At 52.4% G+C, this 20,002-nt stretch carries 14 protein-coding genes; 2 read left to right on the forward strand and 12 right to left on the reverse strand.

Annotated elements, in window-relative coordinates; genetic code table 11:
• Positions 1-19 precede the first annotated feature (19 nt).
• Positions 20-3,031, reverse strand: a complete 3,012-nt coding sequence (locus tag RHJ31_RS07520; RefSeq protein ID WP_302676164.1) for an SMC family ATPase — start codon at positions 3,029-3,031, stop codon at positions 20-22.
• A gap of 89 nt (positions 3,032-3,120) precedes the next feature.
• Here RHJ31_RS07520 and RHJ31_RS07525 point away from each other — a divergent pair, with 89 nt between their 5' ends.
• Entirely contained in the window at positions 3,121-3,729 is a 609-nt protein-coding gene (locus RHJ31_RS07525; protein ID WP_302676165.1) for a Uma2 family endonuclease, read from the forward strand.
• A gap of 497 nt (positions 3,730-4,226) precedes the next feature.
• Positions 4,227-4,628 (forward strand): AbrB family transcriptional regulator, encoded by a 402-nt coding sequence (locus tag RHJ31_RS07530; protein WP_206199770.1) that lies wholly within the window; start codon positions 4,227-4,229, stop codon positions 4,626-4,628.
• A gap of 10 nt (positions 4,629-4,638) precedes the next feature.
• On the opposite strand, the gene RHJ31_RS07535 is transcribed toward RHJ31_RS07530, so the two are convergent.
• The 11 genes from RHJ31_RS07535 to RHJ31_RS07585 all read right to left on the reverse strand — a co-directional run bounded on the left by RHJ31_RS07535 (position 4,639) and on the right by RHJ31_RS07585 (position 19,734).
• Complete coding sequence (locus tag RHJ31_RS07535; protein WP_302676166.1) at positions 4,639-8,268, reverse strand: hydantoinase B/oxoprolinase family protein; 3,630 nt, start codon at positions 8,266-8,268, stop codon at positions 4,639-4,641.
• 63 nt (positions 8,269-8,331) lie between these two features.
• Complete coding sequence (locus RHJ31_RS07540; RefSeq protein ID WP_302676167.1) at positions 8,332-8,772, reverse strand: DUF2290 domain-containing protein; 441 nt, start codon at positions 8,770-8,772, stop codon at positions 8,332-8,334.
• Positions 8,744-9,454: a hypothetical protein gene (locus RHJ31_RS07545; RefSeq protein WP_302676168.1), complete on the reverse strand. Its 711-nt coding sequence runs from the start codon at positions 9,452-9,454 to the stop codon at positions 8,744-8,746. Before RHJ31_RS07545 ends, RHJ31_RS07540 begins: the two co-directional genes overlap by 29 nt.
• 226 nt (positions 9,455-9,680) lie before the next feature.
• Positions 9,681-12,371 carry a cyanophycin synthetase gene (cphA, locus tag RHJ31_RS07550; RefSeq protein ID WP_302676169.1) on the reverse strand — a complete coding sequence of 897 codons (2,691 nt, stop codon included), beginning with the start codon at positions 12,369-12,371 and terminating at the stop codon, positions 9,681-9,683.
• Positions 12,372-12,464: 93 nt separating this feature from the next.
• Positions 12,465-13,433, reverse strand: coding sequence for a cyanophycinase (locus RHJ31_RS07555; protein WP_302676170.1), 969 nt, complete (start codon positions 13,431-13,433; stop codon positions 12,465-12,467).
• A gap of 22 nt (positions 13,434-13,455) precedes the next feature.
• Complete coding sequence (locus tag RHJ31_RS07560; protein WP_302676171.1) at positions 13,456-14,127, reverse strand: Uma2 family endonuclease; 672 nt, start codon at positions 14,125-14,127, stop codon at positions 13,456-13,458.
• Positions 14,128-14,157: 30 nt separating this feature from the next.
• Positions 14,158-15,720 carry a polysaccharide deacetylase family protein gene (locus tag RHJ31_RS07565; RefSeq protein ID WP_302676172.1) on the reverse strand — a complete coding sequence of 521 codons (1,563 nt, stop codon included), beginning with the start codon at positions 15,718-15,720 and terminating at the stop codon, positions 14,158-14,160.
• Positions 15,721-15,830: 110 nt separating this feature from the next.
• Entirely contained in the window at positions 15,831-16,634 is an 804-nt protein-coding gene (gene pstB / locus RHJ31_RS07570) for a phosphate ABC transporter ATP-binding protein PstB (protein WP_225901538.1), read from the reverse strand.
• Entirely contained in the window at positions 16,628-17,575 is a 948-nt protein-coding gene (gene pstA / locus RHJ31_RS07575; RefSeq protein ID WP_206199761.1) for a phosphate ABC transporter permease PstA, read from the reverse strand. Before pstA ends, pstB begins: the two co-directional genes overlap by 7 nt.
• A gap of 2 nt (positions 17,576-17,577) precedes the next feature.
• Positions 17,578-18,591, reverse strand: coding sequence for a phosphate ABC transporter permease subunit PstC (gene pstC, locus RHJ31_RS07580; protein WP_206199760.1), 1,014 nt, complete (start codon positions 18,589-18,591; stop codon positions 17,578-17,580).
• 135 nt (positions 18,592-18,726) lie between these two features.
• Positions 18,727-19,734: a PstS family phosphate ABC transporter substrate-binding protein gene (locus tag RHJ31_RS07585; RefSeq protein ID WP_206199759.1), complete on the reverse strand. Its 1,008-nt coding sequence runs from the start codon at positions 19,732-19,734 to the stop codon at positions 18,727-18,729.
• Between the last annotated feature and the right edge of the window lie 268 nt (positions 19,735-20,002).

Here is a 20,002-nt window from a genome sequence, read left to right on the forward strand (position 1 = left end):
GCAAGCTGCTACCCCTGTCCTAGGTAATGATGCTGAGTTGGGAGGCTCCCCCTATTTTGGTGACTTCGATGCGGGTTTGAAAAGCTTCTTTGAGGGCAGGCACATGAGTAATGGCGAGGATGCAGTGAAATTCAGGGGCGATCGCGTTCAGGGCGGCAATCAGCCGTTCACAGCCCTGGGCATCTTGAGTACCAAACCCCTCATCAATAATGAGAAACTGGACATCACTGCCGGAGCGCTGCGCCAACAGTCGCGCCAAGGCTAAACGCAACGCAAAATTGATGCGAAAGGCTTCACCCCCCGAATAACTTTCGTAAGGTCGAGTCCCTTGGCAATCGGCAATGAGAATATCGAGGGTCTCAATGGGCTTAGTATCAGCGCCACTGCGCCGCCGACTGCGTTGGGTAATGAATTGGACATGGAGTTGATGGTTACTCAGGCGGCCTAGGATATGGTTGGTTTCTGCCTCTAGATGGGGCAAGACGGTTTCAATGAGCATGGCAGGAATGCCATTTTTGCCTAGGGCTTGGGCTAGCTCACAGTAGAGGCGGTATTGATGGCGGAGGTGGGCAAGGGTTTGCTGTCCCTGTTCGTATTCCTGGGCTAGGCGATGGAGTTGCTCTAATTCAGCGCTGAGTTTGCCCTGCTGGGCAAGGTTAGCTTCGAGGGTCTGCTGCTGCTTCAGGAGTTCCTGTTGACATTGGTTCAGCTCGGCGGCAAGGCGGGCAGCGGCGCGTGCAGTGTCCTCAAGGGTCGCGAGTTTGTCAGTAATGCGTTGCAGTTGTTCCCGTTGTTGGTGCAGCGTTTCCTCTAGGTGCTGGAGGTCTTGGCGGAGTTGGGGTTGGCGCGATCGCCCCCGTTGCAGGGTCTGATAGGCCTCATAGTCCGGTTCTAATGCCGCCAGTTGTGCCTGAATTTGGGCATGCTGCTCAGGATCGTAGGCTAAGGCCGCCAACTGCTGATCAATGGTGGCCAAGGTTTGTGCCAAGGGGGAGAGGGTTTCAAGGGCATTGAGTTGGCGTTGCAGTTCTTCCTGTTGTACCACTAGGGTCGGCAGTTGTTGCTGAATTTGGCGGTATTGCCGCTGCGCTTGGCGGAGTTCCTGTTCCTTGGCTTCGGCCCAACGCCATTTTTCCACTTGCCCGCGGGCGATCGCCAAATTTTTCTCGTCATAGTTCAGGCGTTTCAGTTCCGCCTCAATGGCTTGCAGTTCCCCAAGGGTTTCCTGATGGCCGTTCCTCAGCTGCCGCTCAATCTCTTGGATTTCTCCGGCGAGGCGATCCAATTGCGGTTCTAAATCTTGGGTGCTCTGGAGTTGCTGCTGAAGTTGCCCCCGCTGCTCAAACAGTTGCGTCAGTTGTGAGATCTCATAGCCCACTGTTAGATATTCCCGCCGCAGGACTTGAATTTCCCGCTCGGTGACTGCCAATTGCTCGCGAATCACCCACACCTGATTCAGGAGTTCTTCCTTTTCGGCGGCATTGCGGCGCAGGACAGCCTCGTGGTGCTCGGCATCGAGGGGACGTTGACACAGGGGGCAAATCGCTCCCGGCTGATTCAGCAGTTCTAAGCGCTGCTCCAGTTGATTAATTTGCCGCTCATATTCCCGCTGGCGGGCTTGCAGTTGCTCTAGGAAGCGGCGGCGCTCTAGTCCCTTTTCCCGCACATGGTCTTGATAGATGCGCTGTTTTTCAAGGGTTTCAATCTGGGCAGTAATCAATGTCACTGCCTCTTGGAGAGCGGGTTGTCGTTCCACCTGTTGATGGAGATGCCGCCACAACTGTTGCAATTCATCGCGCCGGCTGCGGAGGCGTTGTTCCTGCTGTTGCCGTTCCAGTTCAAGGCGCTGTTTGACTTGCAGAAGGGGAAAGACTTTTTGTTGAAGCTCTTCCTGGGCTTGGAGCTGAGCGCGCGATCGCTGTAACTGTTCAAAGGCAGCGACAATCTGATTTTCTTGCTTGAGGAGCTTTTCCAACTGCTGGCATTGTTCCAGAAGAAATTGCTGCTGGCTCTCCAATCCATGCAGGGTGCGTAGAAGGTCTTGGCGCTGCTGGTCGAGGTTCTGCTGCTGGCGATCGCGCTGTTGGCGCAGCCGTTGATAGTCAGCAAAACACTGCTGCAATTGCGCTTCAGCGGTTTTCAGGCGCTGCCATTGGCTAACGGCGGCTTCCAAGAGGGGGGCACGGGCTTCTAGATCCGCAATCGCGGCCTGTTCTTGGCGGAGCGTCTGGCACTGCTGCTCGAGATGGGCGATTGTTGTCCCGAGGGTGTCTCGCTGCTGTTGCAGGTGATCGTAGTCCCGCTGTTGCAGCTGATAGACGTGGTAGGCGGCCTGTTGCTCTTGGAGCCGTTGTTGACACTGCTCGACTTGCTGCCGTTGCTGTTGAATCTGCTGGCTCACCGCTGCCTGTTGGGCGCGTAACTGCGGTTCTTGGGCGAGTTGCTCCCCTAGGCTCTGGAGGCGTTGTTCCAGAACGCTGATTTGGGCTTTGTAGTCACGGGCGCGATCGCGAGCCGCTTCCGCAAGGGTCTCGTATTGATCCAAGCCTAAAAGGGTGGCCAAGAGTTGCTTGCGCTCACTGGGGCGTTTGGCCATAAATTCATCGGCACGGCCTTGGCGCAGATAGGCACTGTTGACGAACGTGGCGTAGTCAAGGCGCAGAATTTGAATGATTTTTTCCTGTGTTGCTCGTAGCGATCGCCCCGTTAGCGAGGTATAGCCCGCTACTGTTTGAATCTGCAACTCTAAAACCGTATGTTGCTCGCGGCGCCGCAACCGTACCACCCGATAGGTCTGCCCCTGAACGCTAAACTCAAACGTCACTTGGGCTTCCATTTCGCCGTAGTAGATCACATCATCCTCACGGCTAGCGCGGCTTTGCCCCCACAGTGCCCAGGCGATCGCCTCAAGAAGCGAGGACTTGCCCGCCCCATTGGCACCACAAATACAGGCCAGATGTAACCCCGCAAAGGGAAGAGTGGCTTGGCGATAGCTGAGGAAATTGCGCAATACCAGTTGACGTGGAATCATAGGGCACCACACCCTTGATGTTTCCACAGTTTAGGGCATTCTCTAGCGAGGAATGCGTCACTTCTGAGACTCTGCCTAAAATTAAGATCATGATCACTACTACTTGCCAACCCACTCCAACCCCCCAACCAGTGCGATTTACGGTGCAGGACTACCACCGTTTACTGGAACTTGGGTTTCTGAGGGAAGATGACCACATTGAGCTAATTCGGGGGGAACTGGTGCGCATGGCGGCAAAGGGAACAGCGCACGAAAGCTGTCTGCGGCGATTATTGCGAATTTTACCGAAGATTGTGGGCGATCGCGCCACGCTTCAGTGCCAGTCGCCGATTACGATTGCCTTTGATGGTGAGCCAGAACCCGATGTGGCGATCGTTAAAAACCAAGAAGATGACTATGCCTCAGCCCATCCCACACCTGCGGACACGCTCCTTGTGATAGAAGTGGCGGATTCATCCCTAGAGTACGATCGCACAGTGAAACTATCGCTTTATGCTGAAGCCAAGATTCCCTATTATTGGCTGTTCAATGTTAGCGATCGCACACTGGAAGTCTATAGCGAACCTGCTGAAATTACACCGCGGCAGTTTGGCTACCTCAGCAAGAGAATTATTCCGACCAGTGGCGTTGTGCAATTGCCGCAGTTCCCCGAACAAGTGCTTGAGCTTGCTTCTATTTTCCCAAATAGTTCACAATGATCAGCAGGCCAACTCGGGTTGGACACTCTTGGGCTTTTCCACCTCACACTGAAGCGACTGTTGTGAGCGTATTCAATTCTTGCAAAAAGTGCCGTAAGTTTGATTAGCGTCATTGTTTTGAAGGATAGAGCATCTACCGCCCTTATCTTAAATAGGGGACACATAAACGCTGATAGAAATCTCTTCCGTCGTGACTTTTGTAGTGTTGAGTCTGTGGACACCTGTGAAAAGGGCTGTAAAAGAGGTGGCGTACTTTCTACACTAGCCCTCACCTTTTTTGAGCCTCTTGCGTCCCTGTGAAAAGAGTGTCAATGTAACTCGTCTAAAGGAAATGTAAAACCCTGACTCAAGGGCGATCGCAACTTGAATTCTGAAAAAAATTATGGTTTGCTAAAGATAGACACTCATTCATTACGAGTCCGCTGTCAGACTTTGGCACTCTTTGATTGAATCGCCAATGAATAGACAGTATTGGATCATTGAAAAGGTAGGTTAAAATGGGACGCAAACAAGTAGAACCCTTGACAGGTGCTGCTTTATTAGAGAAGTACAAACAATTGGAACATCTCAGCCACGAGGAAAAAGCAAAGGCCTGTGGCTACTATACGATCACCCAAAGTGGTAAGGAGCGCATCAGCAAAATGAAGTTTAATAAGGCGCTTCTTGAAGCCTTGGGGATGAATCTTGATACGAAGTCAGGACGTGGTGGCAGCCGAGGCGGTCGCAGTGCTAGTTATCGAATCACGGTACAAGCCAATGGTAATTTGCTCATTGGTTCAGCTTATACCAAGCAAATGAATCTCAAGCCGGGGGATGAATTTGAAATTACCCTTGGCCGTAAGCACATTCACCTTAGACAAGTGAGTAGCAACGGTCAACCCACCGACGATGAAGATTAATTTGATATATCTAATCTGAGAGTTGAGGTATCCCAAAGCCACCACCACCTGGGGTACAAATGCGCAGGCGATCGCCCGCTTGGACATTGATTGTGGCGGTTCCTGGTAAAAGATGGGGAGTCTGTCCGAGTTTCAGCCATTGATTTTCACCTACCGCACCGCATTCACCTCCAAAAAGCCCGAAGGGGGGAATTTTGCGCGACTGGCTGAGGAGGCTGACGGTCATGGGTTCACGAAACTCAAGGACACGAATTGCCCCATCTCCTCCCGGTTGCTGCCCTTTGCCCCCACTGCCCCGGCGACGGCAAAACTCCCAAACAATCACGGGGTAGCGGTTTTCTAACACTTCGACATCGGTGAGTCGAGAGTTGGTCATGTGGGTTTGCACGGTACTGGCTCCGGCAAAGGTGGCTCCTGCCCCAGCGCCGCCACAGAGGGTTTCGTAGTATTGATAGCGATCGCTGCCAAAGCTGAGGTTGTTCATCGTTCCCTGAGCCGCTGCCATAATGCCGAGGGCACCGTAGAGGGCATTGGTAAGGGTTTGCGAGGTTTCGACATTGCCAGCAACCACCGCCGCCGGAAACTGGGGGTTCAATAGTGAGCCTTGCGGCACCCGCAGTTCAATGGGACGCAAACAGCCCGCATTCAGGGGAATGTCCTCTTGTACGAGGGTTCGGAAGACATACAGCACAGCTGCCTTGGTAATGGCAAGGGGAGCATTGAAATTGTCATTGGTTTGCGGGGAGGTGCCCTCAAAGTCGAGGCAAGCGGTGCCTTCGGTGCTATCAATGGTAATTTGCACCTGAATTTGGCTGCCGTTGTCCATCGCCACGCAAAAGCGACCCCCTTGGAGCGATCGCAGGCATTGGCGCACACACTCAGCGGCATTGGCTTGGCTAAATTCCATGTAGGCAGCCACAACCTCGCGACTATAGCGATCGCACAGGGTAATCAGTTCTTGTACCCCCCGCTGATTGGCGGCTATTTGGGCTTGCAGATCCGCCAGATTCTGCTCAGGATAGCGAGCCGGCCAAGGGGCTTGGCTCAACAGTTGATTAATGGCCGCCTCTTGAAACTCCCCGCCCTCCACCAGCAGCACATTATCAAAGAGAATTCCCTCTTGACGGACATCGGTACTATTGGCCGGCATGGATCCGGGGCTGATCCCCCCAATGTCAGCATGGTGCCCCCGCGAAGCGACAAAGAAGGCGGGTTGCGCTTCCCCCTTGAGAAATACGGGGGTAATTACGGTAATATCCGGCAGATGGGTGCCACCGCGATAGGGATTATTTGTGGCAAACACTTGACCCGCCCGGAGGGTGTTGCCTTTCTCAGCCAGCAGTGCCTTAACACTTTCGCTCATTGACCCCAAATGGACGGGGATATGAGGGGCATTGGCCACAAGGTTGCCGGCAGCATCAAACAGAGCACAGGAAAAATCCAACCGTTCTTTAATATTGACCGAGGCACTGGTTTGCTGGAGTGTTACCCCCATCTGCTCAGCAATGGCGCGAAATAACTGTTGAAAAATTGCAAGCTGCACTGGATCCGCAACGGTGGCGGCAATCTGCTTTGACGGTGCGGGGGATTCTTGCAGGGGACGTAGCCACAGCCCCCCTTGATCATCCACTTCGGCCTGCCAGCCTGCCTCAACCACATTGGTTCCTGTGGCATCTAAGATCAAGGCCACCCCTGCAATGATCTGATGGGCAGGGAGGCGATCGCGCTCATAGACGGGTGCTTTGTGCCATTGGCCTTTGCTGTAAACCGACACATGGGCAAGGGGCGTGAGTTCTGTGGCGGCATGGGGCATCGTGACCGCTGGAACTGCTTGAACAGCAACGGCTTCAACTGCGACTTGACCGATGCGGAGCGATCGCCCCCGTATAGTAAACCCATAGCGATCGCGATGGGCTTGGGCAAATGCGGCTGCCATCCTTTCCAAATCTGCCCAGGGCACCCAGAGGATCGTATCTGTCCCCACATAACCTAAGCCGATGCGCACTTGACTTTGAATCTGCGGGCGATCGACCCCTTGGGCAACAAGTTCATCTATTGCTTGCCCTTTTAGCTGCTCAATTTGGCCTTGCAGCTCTGCTAGGACAGCGGCGGTGAGGGGTTGTTCAATCGTTTGCTCCTTGAGTACCCGCAGCTCCGCCTGACCAATGCCGTAGGCCGAGAGCACCCCCGCATAGGGATGGAGATACACCTGCGGCATTCCCAACACCTCGGCAATCAAACAGGCGTGTTGGCCGCCGGCACCGCCGAAACAGCAGAGGGTATAGTCGCGCACATCGTGCCCCTGCTCTAGGGAAATTTTCTTAATTGCCTGTGCCATGGTATTCACGGCCACTTCAATAAAACCAGCCGCCACATCGGCAACACTGCGGGCATCTCCGGTGCTCTCGTAGATCTCTTGGCGCAGTTGAGCAAATTGCTGTTCCACCGTCTCGCGATCCAAGGGCTGTTGACCATCGGCGCCAAAGACAGCGGGGAAATAGGCGGGCTGAATTTTCCCCAAGAGGAGATTGGCATCGGTCACCGTGAGAGGTCCGCCGCGACGATAGGCAGCAGGTCCGGGATTGGCACCGGCAGAGTCTGGCCCCACTTGGTAGCACCCCTTATCAAATCGCAAAATCGAGCCACCGCCGGCAGCGACGGTATGCACGGCTAGGAGGGGCGATCGCAGCCGCACACCCGCAATGGTCGTTTCCTGCCACCGCTCATACTCTGGCCAAGGGGCATCCGGATTGTGACGATAGTGGCAGACATCTGTCGAGGTGCCCCCCATATCTAAACCAATCAGCCGCTCAATCCCTACGGCTAAAGCGGTGCGCACCACCCCCACCATCCCCCCAGCAGGGCCTGAAAGCAGACTATCCTTGCCGCGCAAGCAGGCGGCCGCCACCACACCGCCATTGGACTGCATACAGTAGAGGGGAATCTCCCCCAGCTCCCCCTGCACCCCCTGCAGATAGCGATGCAGCACCGGCGACAAATAAGCATCCACAACAGTCGTATCGCCCCGGCTGACCAGCTTGATCAGGCCACTTACCTCGTGGGACACCGACACTTGGCTAAACCCCATCTTCCTTGCCAAGGCTGCCACCTGTTGTTCATGGTCAGGGTAGCGGTAGCCATGCACGAGCACAATGGCGCAACTGCGGATGCCTTGGTCATAGACCGCTGCCAATTGGGGCTTCAGGGCTTCTAAGTCAAGGGGGACGAGAATTTCCCCTTGGGCACTCACCCGTTCTTTGACTTCAATGACATGGCTGTAGAGGGGCGGCGGTTGCTGAATCGCTAAGCCAAACAGATCCGGGCGGTTTTGGTAGCCAATGGCTAGAGCATCCCCAAAGCCTTGGGTAATCAGGAGCACCGTTGGCTCGCCTTTGCGTTCTAAAAGGGCATTGGTGGCTACCGTTGTCCCCAGTTTCACAATTTCAATGGCTTCACTGGGAATGGGGGCATCCGGCGCCAACCCCATGAGAGTACGAATTCCCGCTACTGCTGCATCGCGATACTGCTCTGGATTCTCTGAGAGCAGCTTGTGCACCACCATTTGACCATCGGGACGGCGGGCGACAATATCCGTAAACGTGCCCCCGCGATCGATCCAAAATTGCCATTTGGCTTTCATTGCAACCGCATTGTTCATGATCACTCTATATCAGGAATGACAACGTGAACCATACCACTTTCATCAATTTTTTGCATCGCCCAAAGTTAGATGACAAGCTGGGTGTGTCTTATTGATAGCCGCTTGCTGATCAAAGTCAAACCGCAAAGGAAAAGCAATAGTACGTCTATTAATAATCTCAAGGAAGTGCGTGTCTTCAAAATAAGATGCTGGATCTTCTTGAAATGGCAGTAATTGAGAAGATAGATAATAAGCAAGGCGATGCTGAATGAGAGTATTTCTTTGGAACCGATAAATAAGTTGAAGCAATCCACCATCAATCATTTTTACACTATAGTATCTATTATTTGTAAGTATTTGGTGAATTACTGAATAATCCGTTTCACTTATTACTAATCCAATGTTTTCACAGTGATCAAATTTGACATCCCATATGGATTTGGGGTGCCTAACTATCTTAGGAAAGTTTTGATCATTAATTATACCAGTACCAAACAGCATCATAAATTTCTGGCACTTTTGTGACTGTATCAAGTGCTAGCTGGCAAGCACTGTCAAAAGCTTTTTCACTACTATCAAAACGACTCCTAGCTGTTGAAAAATCAAGAAACTCACTACCCGTAACTCTACAAAATTCATAATAAAGTCCATCCCGTTCTTCATCCCCCTTAGCTCCCCATGCGTTAACTATCCGCACTTTTGTCCAGTCTGGTTCCTCATTGGTTTGCGATATACAGAACTGATTAATTAGGCGCTTGAATTGTCCTTTTAAGGCTCTCGTCTGGAAGGTTACTACAATGTACCAATCAGGGTGTTGACTATGTAAATAAGCAGCCTTTAGAGCAAGGATAATAGTTTTACCAGAGCCTGCTAAGCCACGAATCTGTTGGACGCCATCAATGGTTTCAATCACCGCCCGATGTTGCTGATGATCAAGGGTAGCAATTGAATCTTCCAGTTGCTTAAGCTTTGCTCCACGAGAATTCGGTCTATTAATTTGGCGTTGCTGAGACTTTTTCCGTAAAGAGGAGAGATTCTCAATGGCTGAAAGTCCTTCTGGTGTCGGTAGAAGATATCCCAGAAAACACTCTCTGTGGATGTTTGAGATTGCTTGAAGTGCATGTTCAAGTGCTTCAGAAGCAACTGGCTTATTGTTAATGCCGTGGATGCAATGAATCTCGTTCATAATTGATTATTTATGAATTCAAAGCAAAAAGGGTTGTAATAAAAAGACAACATCCTCGGCACTGAGAGAACTTCACTCGGGTAATACAGCATTCTTTTTCTAATATAAAGGGAGTATGTAAAAGCGGTGAGATCCTCCAACCTTTTTGAAAAGGCCTATACTGTGCTTCTCGCTGTTGATCAGAGTGACTTGATCAGATCAGCGTTGCCAGCGGTCGAGAAACTGCCTAATGGGAGATGGAGGGATTGAGATCACCACTGGTGGAAATTCCCTCACTGTGAAAGCCATTGGTCGTTTTCCCTTGGAGCCGTTGATGATGCTGGTGAATCAGTTGAATGGTGCGGCTGACTTCCGCTGGAAAGATCACCACTAGGGAGCCTTGGGGGGCGCGATCGAGGGCAAATTGAATCGCTGCTACCTCGTCATGGATGATGTCGTATTTGCGTTGGACACTGTGGTGATGTACTCCCCGTTCAATCCAATAGGCAGCATCGCCACGCGGTCGGCCACGGGTATCGTCATCTTCTTTAATGATGATCCAATCAAAGATTTTCGCTGAAAGTTCACCCAGTTGTTCTAAGTCTTGATCACGGCGATCGCCCGGTCCGCCAACGACACCAATGCGCTGCCCTGGCCATTTTTGGACAAATTCACCAATGGCCTCATACCCTGCTGGATTGTGGGCATAGTCCACCAAGACACTAAATTGCCCCAAATCAAAGAGGTTCATCCGCCCGGGGGTTTGCTCCACTGAAGTTCGGAAGGTGGTCAAGGCAGCGCGAATATGCTCAATACTGATGCCTTGGGCAAAGGCGGCTAGACTGGCAGCGAGGGCATTGGCAATCATAAAACCGGCTCGACCGCCAAGGGTAATGGGCACATTTTCTGCCTGCTCAATCCGTAGCGTCCAGTCCCCTTTCAAAATTGAGAGGTAGCCATTTTCATAAACAGCGGCGAGGCCCCCCTGCTGAATGTGCTGCCGAATAATCGGATTGTGGGGATTCATCGAGAAATAGGCCACTTGGGCTTTGACTTGGCGTGCCATTCCCGCCACGAGGGGATCATCGGCGTTCAAGACAGCATAGCCATTCGGCCAAGCGGATTCCACCACCACGGCCTTTAAGTCCGCCAACTGTTCAACGGTGTCAATATCACCAAGGCCAAGATGGTCAGCCTGCACATTCAGCACCACCCCGACATCACAGTGGTCAAAGCCCAAGCCGGAGCGGAGAATACCACCGCGCGCTGTTTCTAGGACAGCAATCTCAACCGTGGGGTCTTGCAGGATCAGTTGGGCACTTTGAGGCCCCGTGGTGTCCCCTTTTTCCACCAGATAATCGCCAATATAGATGCCGTCTGTGGTGGTGTAGCCAACGGTTTGCCCCGTTTGTTTGCAGATATGGGCAATGAGACGGGTGGTGGTGGTTTTACCGTTGGTGCCCGTAATCGCAAAGATCGGGATGCGGCAGGGCGTTCCCGGTGGAAAGAGCATATTCAACACCGGTTCGGCGACATTGCGGGCAATCCCTTGGCTGGGGTTCGTGTGCATGCGAAAGCCGGGAGCAGCATTGACCTCGACAATCACACCGCCAACTTTAGGCAGGGGCTGACTAATATCGGGGCTGACAACATCAATCCCCGCAATATCGAGGCCAATGATCCGAGCCGCCCGCTGGCAAATCCAAACATTTTCCGGGTGAATTTCATCGGTGCGATCGACGGCAATGCCACCGGTACTCAGGTTCGCCGTGGCGCGTAGATAACAAATTTCCCCCGGTTGCAAGACTGTATTTAGGGTATAGCCCTGCTTTTCCAAGAGTGTCCATGTGTCGTGATTCACCTCAATGCGAGTGAGGATATTATCGTGACCATCTCCCCGCTGCGGGTCTTGGTTGGTTTTCTCAATGAGTTCTTCGATAGTGGAGCGGCCATCGCCAATAACATGGGCTGGCACCCGTTCAGCAACGGCGACTACTTTGCCATTGACCACTAGAACCCGAAAGTCGCGACCCGCATGATAGCGTTCCACAATCACTGATTTGGAGACACTGCTGGCAATTTCAAAGGCTTCTTCGGCCTCTTCTAGGCTGTTGATGTCAATCGTAATCCCCCGACCGTGGTTGCCGTTGAGGGGCTTAATGACAATCGGGTAGCCGCCGATGTCCTCAATGGCTTCAGGGAGGTCTTCAATATAGCGGACGACGGTTCCCTTGGGCACAGGAATTCCGGCATCCTGAAGCAGTCGCTTTGCCCCTTCTTTGTCCCCTGCGAGTTCCACGGCCAAGATGCCACTGCGATCGCTCAAGGTGGCCTGCATGCGATGACTGCGGGCACCATAACCCAATTGAATAATCGAGCGACTGCTCAACTCAAACCAAGGAATATTACGGGCTTCCGCCTCGCGGACAATCGCTTCCGTACTTGGGCCTAGGGAGGCTTTGGCTTTTAACTCGCGGAGATCGGCGAGATCCTGATCCAGTTCGCGCTGGGGATAGGTGCCCGTATCAATAATGCTTTGACAGAGTCGTACTGCTGCGCGGCCGGCATAGCGACCCACTTCTTCCACTTGGTATTCATAGACGACTTGATATACCCCCAGCGTTGAGGTCTCCCGCGTGCGGCCAAAACCAACGGGCATCCCTGCTAGTTCTTGGAGTTCGAGGGCGACATGCTCAACCACATGACCGAGGTAGGTGCCTTCCCTTAGGCGGGTGAGAAAGCCCCCCTCATGGCCGAGGGAACAAAAATGATTGTAGAGACTGGGTAAAACCCGCACCAACCCATCCACAAAGCCGGGAATCTGATTGGAGGGGGTGTTGGCCACCTCTTCTAGATCTAAACGCATGACAATCAGCTTATGACGCCGAATGCTCCAATAATTAGGACCCCGCAGCGTTTGTAATTTGAGAATCTTCATAGAAGAGTGGCTTTTTTAAGGACAACTTACCATTTTTAGTTTTGAGGCGAGTGACGCAATAAACTGTATCTTAAGCAACACTTTCCTGAAAACTTAATTTAGGGGAGGCAAAATACATTTGTGCTGCACTTGATGGGTGCGGAGATTGTAGCAGTCACCATCACTGAGGATGTGCAGGCGCAAGTTGTAGATACTCAAGGGTTCGTTAACATCCACATGGGCATAGTTCGTGTAGCTGACATCCCGAGGATCAACAATGGTGACAGAGCCACGACCAAGAACCCGCAGCATACCATCAGCTTCAAACATGGCACAGGTATCTTCATCAATGCCGACTCCCAGCTTGTCGGGGTGAGCAGAAATGGCGCTGATCAGGCGCGCGAGGCGATTGCGATTGTGGAAATGCTGATCCACTAAAACATGGGGAAGAATACCCAAGCCTGTGGCCAAATCGACTAAGGAGCGGTTTGGAGCTTCATTGCTGCCCCCACTAGCAATCATGCACTCACCCATGACAGCGGCACCGGCACTCGTGCCCCCAAGAATTGATTTGCCTTCCCAGACTTGATGACGCAATTGGTAGAGGAGGGGGGTTTCATCCAGCAGCGCCGACAAACGCAGTTGATCGCCCCCGGACATAAAAATGCCAGTACAGCGACTCAAGCGAGCTAGCATTTCTTCCTGTTCGGCATCAGCGCGATCGCCCACCAATAGAACGTCCACTTCGCGCACACCAATTTCGCGGAAAATATCGTGGTAGAGCCGCCCCATGGCATCGGGTTCACGGGAAGCAGAGGGAATGACGCCAATGATGGCATCTAGGCCGCCAGCGCGTTGGCAGAAAGTGGTGAGAATTTGTCGCCCACGTACTTTGTCTTCCGCTCCCCCGATCGCCATCACTAAGCCTTTGTGACCAGAATGTTGATTGGTCGTTTTGGAAATGGGGTCTAATTGCAACATAGGGCTACGGTGAATGAAACGGTCAATCGGCAGACAGAATCGATGCATTTGGCAAGGGCGATGCCAATACCCCCCTATTGACACGGGGATTCTATACAGCATAATGCCAGATTAGGGAAATTTTTTAAGTTTCGGTCAAGATTTGCACAAACGCTTGATGTTCGGGGGTGGCAATTCCCTGTTGGAGTACCTGCAAAACCGTACCCAGATCATGGGTCAGTAATGCCTCAGGGGCAAGCCAGAGTCCGGGAAATTGACGACTGCGAATCATCCCCTCAGTATCGGCAACAAGTGGTTGGTATTCCCCCGCTTCAAGGGAGAACCAGTGGATCTGGCGATCGTAGGTACACCAGACAAGATATTCCTGAACGCCATTGCGGCGGTACACCCTGAGCTTATCGTGCAGGTCGTAGGCGGCACTGCTGGCGGCAATTTCAACCACGAGTTCCGGTGCCCCCTCGATATAACCATCCTCACTAATGCGGGAGTTGCCCCCGCTTTCAAGGCGGAGCACAGCATCGGGCTGCGGTTCATTATCGCCATCCAAGCGAACCGTCGGATTGTCATAGACAAGAACGCCCGGCGTAACTGCTTTGTAAAAACCGAGCCAAGCCATGATCTCGGCATGGGGCTGACTGTGACTGACACGAACGGGTGAAGCCACGTAAACAATTCCCTCAATCAGTTCTGCTTTTTTCAGCTGAGGCATGGCCGCGTAGCGCCGCTCAAATTCGTCCCGCGTCAGGCGATCGCCATTTTCAAGGGGCGGCAGTTGCACTGGGTGTTCAATTGTCATGGCAGGCTGTTGGGGATTCGCGTGCTGCCTTTATTGTAGTTGGTGCATTCTGCGGCTATATTGTCGTTGCTTGATGCGGGCAAGGGGGGCAACAAAGGCCGTGTTGGGAATGGTGTCTAGGGTGGCGATCGCCCGCTGCCACAAGATTTTGGCCACTGATGATTGTTGTGCCTTAGCGGCAAGCGTCGCCTGCTCCGCCAGTTTGAGAGCTGCTTGATATTGACCTGCAGCAGCTTGTTCAAAGACCAGCCGTTGTTGCACCCAAGACAGGGCTGCCTGTTGCTCCCGTAGGGTGGCTGCTAGGTATTCCCGTTCGGCGATCGCCCATGGGGGTGTGGTCCTTAAATCTTTTTCTAAAGCTTGAATGCGGGTCTCCAGTTGCAGAACCAACTGCTGAAGCTGCGCCGTTTCTTGAATCGTTAGCCAAGAAGGGGGTTCTGGTAGACTTGTTGGCTCTTGAGCCGCAATCAACTCAGGGACAGTGACAAATTGATAGCCTTTAGCCCGCAGTTCGGCAATGATGCTGGGCAAGGCTGCAACCGTGGCTCGCCGCGAGCCACCCCCATCATGAAGCAGAACAATGGCACCGGCATGCGCCTGCTGAACAACTGTGTTGACAATGCGATCGCTCGTTTGGCGAGGTAACCAATCCTGTGGATCCACTGACCACATCACCACACCGTAACCCTGTTGGCTGGCGCGACTCACCAGACCATTATGGAGATTTCCCCCCGGTGGTCGAAAGAGCTTGATATTTGCCCCGCTGATGTCTTCAATCAATTGTTGACTTTGATCCACCTCGTGCTGGGCAGCGGCAGGATTAAAGTAATGGTAGCCGTGGCTCCAAGAGTGGTTGGCCAAGACATGACCTTCCCTAACAATGCGCTGCGCTAATTTTGGGCGCGCTGCAACGGCTCTGGCAATAGCAAAAAATGTCCCTTTGACCTTTTCTTGGGCAAGAATGTCGAGAACTTGGGGCGTGTAGGTCGGATCAGGGCCATCATCAAAGGTCAGTGCCACCAACTTTTGCTCAGGGGGTAAGGTAACCTGATTAAACACACGGCCACGGAAGGCCTCAGGGGGTGAGTAGTGGTACCACAGGGGTGGGTGGGCGGGAGCCAGAGTGGGCGCAGCATTGAGAATGACCGATCGCACTTGTTCAACGCTGGGTTCGGGTGCTGCTGCCAACCAAACACTGGGAGACTGCCATTGGCCGACGGCTCCTAAACCAAAAATCCCTAAGACACTGGCCGCTAAAGCTAAGGGTTCAAGCTGGCGATCGCGAACTGTTGTGGGTGTGGGGGTTGCAACCGGCCGAGGCCGCAGACGTACTCCCCATGCAGGGCGCTGCCCCCCCAACTGTCGCCCATAGACATCAATGGATTGGGGGAGGACAGGACTTAAAAAAGCAACCAAGACATCAAGGCAGGTGCGTTGATTGGGAATTTGCTCTGCCTCTAGGAGAATTTTCCAGCCTTCGGCGGAGTGAGCGACACGCACATAGGTGGCCTGCGGCGCAAGGCGGAGCGCTAATTCACGGGCGATCGCCTGAGGTGAAATCTCCCTGACCGTTGACTCCAGCGATGCCACCATAACTGCGCTCCTAGAGCGAGAACAAATAACTACTAGCCCTAGGGTAGCGATCGATTCACAACCACACCTTACCTCTTAGACCACATTCTCAAGCGGACTTGACGCAGCGATCAACCAAAGCGACCACTCACGTAATCGGCGGTCTTCTGTTCCACTGGCTTCGTAAAGATGGACATGGTTTCGTTGTACTCAACGATTTCGCCCAAATACATAAAGGCGGTGAACTGGGAAATACGAATCGCCTGCTGCATGTTATGGGTCACAATCAGAATCGTCACTTGCTCCTTGAGTTCGCTAATCAGGTTCTCAATACTGACCGTGGCAATCGGATCCAATGCCGATGTTGGCTCGTCAAAGAGAATAATCTCTGGATCAGTGGCTAGGGCACGGGCAATACAGAGCCGCTGCTGCTGACCGCCCGACAGAGACGTGCCCGGTTCCTTCTGACGATCTTTGACTTCATCCCACAGGGCAGCACGACGGAGCGATCGCTCCACCACCTCATCGAGGATCGCACGGTTATTGATGCCGCGCACCCGCAATCCATAGGCAACGTTTTCGTAAATCGACTTGGGGAAAGGATTGGGCTTTTGGAAGACCATGCCAATCTGCATCCGCACTTCGATTGGATCCATTTGCAGGAGGTTACGCGGTTGCTCATCCCCCAACCAAATTTCCCCCTCGTAGCGATTGCCGGGATACAGATCATGCATGCGGTTAAAGCAACGCAGCAACGTGGTCTTGCCACAACCTGAAGGCCCAATCAGTGCCGTAACTTTCTTTTCATAGACCGGCAAGTTGATGTTTTTCAGAGCCTGCTTGCCACCGTAGTAAAAGTTCAAGTCCCGAACTTCTGCCAGCTTTTTCAGTGGCTCGTTCTCGGTCGTCACGACCCGATCTGTAGGTTTTACCATTTGATACTCTTCCTAAAACGATAGCGTAGATAAATAGCTGTTGCATTCACCGCCAGCGTCAACACCAGCAGGACAATCCCAGCCGCTGCAGCATTCACTTGAAAGGCCTCTTGCGGACGGGAAACCCAGTTAAACATTTGAATCGGCAGCACCGTAAATGGAGACCAAATCCACTTAAACGAAATGTAGGGAAACTCGCTTTGAATCGGTGGATCTGGCAAGAACGTGATAAACGTCAAAGCACCAATGGTGATCAGGGGCGCCGTCTCGCCAATCGCGCGGGAGATACCCACAATAATCCCCGTGAGAATCCCCCCCATCGAGTAGGGCAGCACATGATCAGCAATCACCTGCCAGCGACTCGAACCAACCGCATAGGCGGCTTCCCGAATCCCCTGGGGAATGGCGCGCAAGGATTCACGGGTGGTCACAATCACCACGGGTAAAATCAACAATGCCAGTGTAAACCCGGCAGTCAGAATGCTTTCGCCCCAGTTGAGGATATAGACAAAGAAACCGAGAGCCAGTAGGCCATAAATAATTGAGGGCACACCCGCCAGATTGGTAATGTTCACCTCAATGAAATCCAACAGCCAGTTTTTGGGAGCATATTCTTCGAGGTAAATGCCCGCCGCAATGCCCAAAGGAATAGCCACAAACGCCGTTACAAGAATGACCAATAAACTACCCACCCATGCCGTGAGGATACCTGCCTCTTCGGGGTCACTACTCGGCGGTGAAGTAAAAAACTTCCAGTTCAGCATAGGTAAGCCGCGCAGGAAGAGGTCACCCACAAGAAAAACAAGGGTGAGTAAGGCGACTAGCAGGGAGAACCAACCTAAAACGATAAAAAACTGTTCCCAGCGCTTGCGCTCCCGAATCGAGGCCGCGATCGCGATCGAATTGCGGAGGTTATTGAGAATCGTTCGTTGGCTACGCATGGCTAGTACACCTCACGATAACGGCGACTCAAGAAGTAGCCCAGCACGTTTAAGATCAAGGTTGCAAAAAACAGCATGATCCCTGCGGCAAAAATCGACTGATACTCTAGTGATCCGTGGGGCAAGTCCCCCAAACTCACTGACACAATGAAAGCAGTTGTGGTTGAAGCCCCCTCTAGAGGATTAAACGTAAACTTCGGCTGTAACCCCGCGGCCACGGCCACAATCATTGTTTCGCCAATTGCCCGTGCCAGCCCCAAAATATAGGCGGCCATAATGCCAGAGATAGCAGCCGGCATGAGAACCTTGATTGCTGTTTGCAAACGCGTTGCCCCCATTGCATAGGATCCCTCCCGCAGTTGCAAAGGAACAGCTTGGAGGGCATCTTCTGTCAAGCTGGCAATATAGGGCAGCACCATTAGCCCCACCACAATACCTGCCCCCAACATATTAAAACCAGGCAGCTCAAAGTATTCCCAAGGTTCTTTACCAGGATTAAAGAATTGCTGAACGCCAAGAATGATTTTCTGGAGAAAGGGAGTGACCACCAAAAGGGCAAAGTAGCCGTAAACCACAGTGGGAATACCCGCCAAGATTTCAAGGATAGGCTTGAGGATCTCCCGCGTTTTGGCGGGTGCAAACTCACTCAGATAGATGGCCGCAATCGTGCCAAGGGGAATAGCCACACAACTGGCCACAAAGCAGGTCGTGAAGGTTCCGGAGAGCAAGGGTAAGATACCAATTCCCACCGGCTCAATTAGAGGTGACCAGTCCGTGCTCGTAAAGAACTCCAGCAGAGCCTCAAAGAGAGATTCTTGGTGCACTTCCATCACCTTTTCAAAAAAGATGACTGTCTCGGCAAAAAGGATATAGATGATGACCAGTGTTGTTACGACCGATGAGATCGCTGCCAAAAAAAGAATGCTAGCAATGATCCGTTCGCGCCAAATCCTCACAGTACGGGATGGCAAGGCGACGGGGAGCTTCGTTGAGTAGGGTAGGGGCTGTTCTACCATGGGTATTATTCCAGCAAGCAAAAATCTTTTAGTTGGAATTTATCTTTTCAGAGAATCAACGACTGAGGTTGACAAAATGGGAAAAAAGGGTGGAGGGCTGATACCTCACACCCTTCATTAAATCAAAATATTAATCTATTGGGGTTGCATCCTCAGCAGTTGGTTGATTGTCAAGCCAATAGCCTCTTTGCCCCCAAAGATCGTACCCACACGGTTGCGGTTGAAGTTAGCCAGAATCGTGCGGTAGGCACTAGCCGGCAGAGGCACATACTTCACCTTTTTCACCATGGCCGGGGCATTATTTAGGTAGTAGGTGACAAACTGCCGTACTTCAGGCCGCTGCGCTGACTTAGCGTTGACGTAGATAAAGATGGGACGGGAGAGGGGCTGGTATGTCCCATTCAGCACGTTTTGCTCGGAAGGTGGAACAGGGCCTTTGCCGCTGTCAATGGCAACCGCTTTGAGCCGATTGCGGTTTTCCGCATAGTAGGCAAAACCAAAGTATCCAAGCGCACCGCGATCGCGAGCGATACCTTGAACTAGCACATTATCATCCTCGCTGGCGGTGAAATCCTTGCGACTGACTTTTGATTTACCATTGATGGCCTCTGTGAAATAGTCAAAGGTTCCAGAGTCGGCACCTGGCCCAAAGAGTTTCAAAGGAATATTGGGGAAGCCTTGGCGCACTTGGCTCCAGTTATTGATTTTAGAATCGGGTTCCCACATCCGCTTCAATTCAGCAACCGTTAAGCTTGTTGCCCAAGTATTTTGAGGATGAACCACCACGGTGATGGCATCGTAGGCGATTGGCAGTTCAATAAAGTTGATACCAGCAGCGCGACAGTCAGCAATTTCCTTGGCCAAAATGGGGCGTGAGGCGTTGGAAATATCCGTTTCACCGCGGCAGAACTTCTTGAAGCCACCGCCTGAACCGGACACACCTACCGTAACGCGGACTTTGCCCCCTTGGGCTTTTTGGAAGGCTTCAGCAACAGCTTCGGTAATGGGGAAAACAGTGCTGGAGCCATCAATGCGAATCGTAGGTGTCCCTTGGGAAAAAGCAGCAGGAATCAGGCTACCCGACAGAGCCGCGATGGCTGCAACTACCCCTAGGCGGGCATAGCTTTTTGCAGATGTAAACATGGTGATGTTTCCTAGCGGAGTAAACAACGTTTTGCAAGTAAAGTACCTTCGGGGTGACGGTTGCCCACACATTTCAAAAAGGCGAACCGATCAAACTACCCTTTCGTCAGAATAAGCAACAGATTCAAGGGATTAGGTTAAGGCAAGGGAAAAATTTGGTTAAAATTTCTACTGAATGTTAGGGTTCAGTCATATTGTTGAGAGGAGTAACAACTTTACCGTTGATCGCGTTACATAGAGTTTTTTCAGGCAATTTGCAGGAGCGTTA

The sequence above is a fragment of the Thermosynechococcus sp. JY1331 genome (assembly GCF_031583475.1).
Taxonomy (GTDB): Bacteria; Cyanobacteriota; Cyanobacteriia; order Thermosynechococcales; family Thermosynechococcaceae; genus Thermosynechococcus.

Coding starts and splice junctions, on each gene's coding strand:
- pstC (WP_206199760.1), bottom strand. CDS start 18,591: ATGGTAGAACAGCCCCTACCCTACTCAACGAAGCTCCCCGTCGCCTTG.
- RHJ31_RS07545 (WP_302676168.1), bottom strand. CDS start 9,454: ATGAACGAGATTCATTGCATCCACGGCATTAACAATAAGCCAGTTGCT.
- RHJ31_RS07530 (WP_206199770.1), top strand. CDS start 4,227: ATGGGACGCAAACAAGTAGAACCCTTGACAGGTGCTGCTTTATTAGAG.
- pstA (WP_206199761.1), bottom strand. CDS start 17,575: ATGCGTAGCCAACGAACGATTCTCAATAACCTCCGCAATTCGATCGCG.
- pstB (WP_225901538.1), bottom strand. CDS start 16,634: ATGGTAAAACCTACAGATCGGGTCGTGACGACCGAGAACGAGCCACTG.
- cphA (WP_302676169.1), bottom strand. CDS start 12,371: ATGAAGATTCTCAAATTACAAACGCTGCGGGGTCCTAATTATTGGAGC.
- RHJ31_RS07560 (WP_302676171.1), bottom strand. CDS start 14,127: ATGACAATTGAACACCCAGTGCAACTGCCGCCCCTTGAAAATGGCGAT.
- RHJ31_RS07565 (WP_302676172.1), bottom strand. CDS start 15,720: ATGGTGGCATCGCTGGAGTCAACGGTCAGGGAGATTTCACCTCAGGCG.
- RHJ31_RS07525 (WP_302676165.1), top strand. CDS start 3,121: ATGATCACTACTACTTGCCAACCCACTCCAACCCCCCAACCAGTGCGA.
- RHJ31_RS07540 (WP_302676167.1), bottom strand. CDS start 8,772: ATGATGCTGTTTGGTACTGGTATAATTAATGATCAAAACTTTCCTAAG.
- RHJ31_RS07520 (WP_302676164.1), bottom strand. CDS start 3,031: ATGATTCCACGTCAACTGGTATTGCGCAATTTCCTCAGCTATCGCCAA.
- RHJ31_RS07555 (WP_302676170.1), bottom strand. CDS start 13,433: ATGCTGTATAGAATCCCCGTGTCAATAGGGGGGTATTGGCATCGCCCT.
- RHJ31_RS07535 (WP_302676166.1), bottom strand. CDS start 8,268: ATGAAAGCCAAATGGCAATTTTGGATCGATCGCGGGGGCACGTTTACG.
- RHJ31_RS07585 (WP_206199759.1), bottom strand. CDS start 19,734: ATGTTTACATCTGCAAAAAGCTATGCCCGCCTAGGGGTAGTTGCAGCC.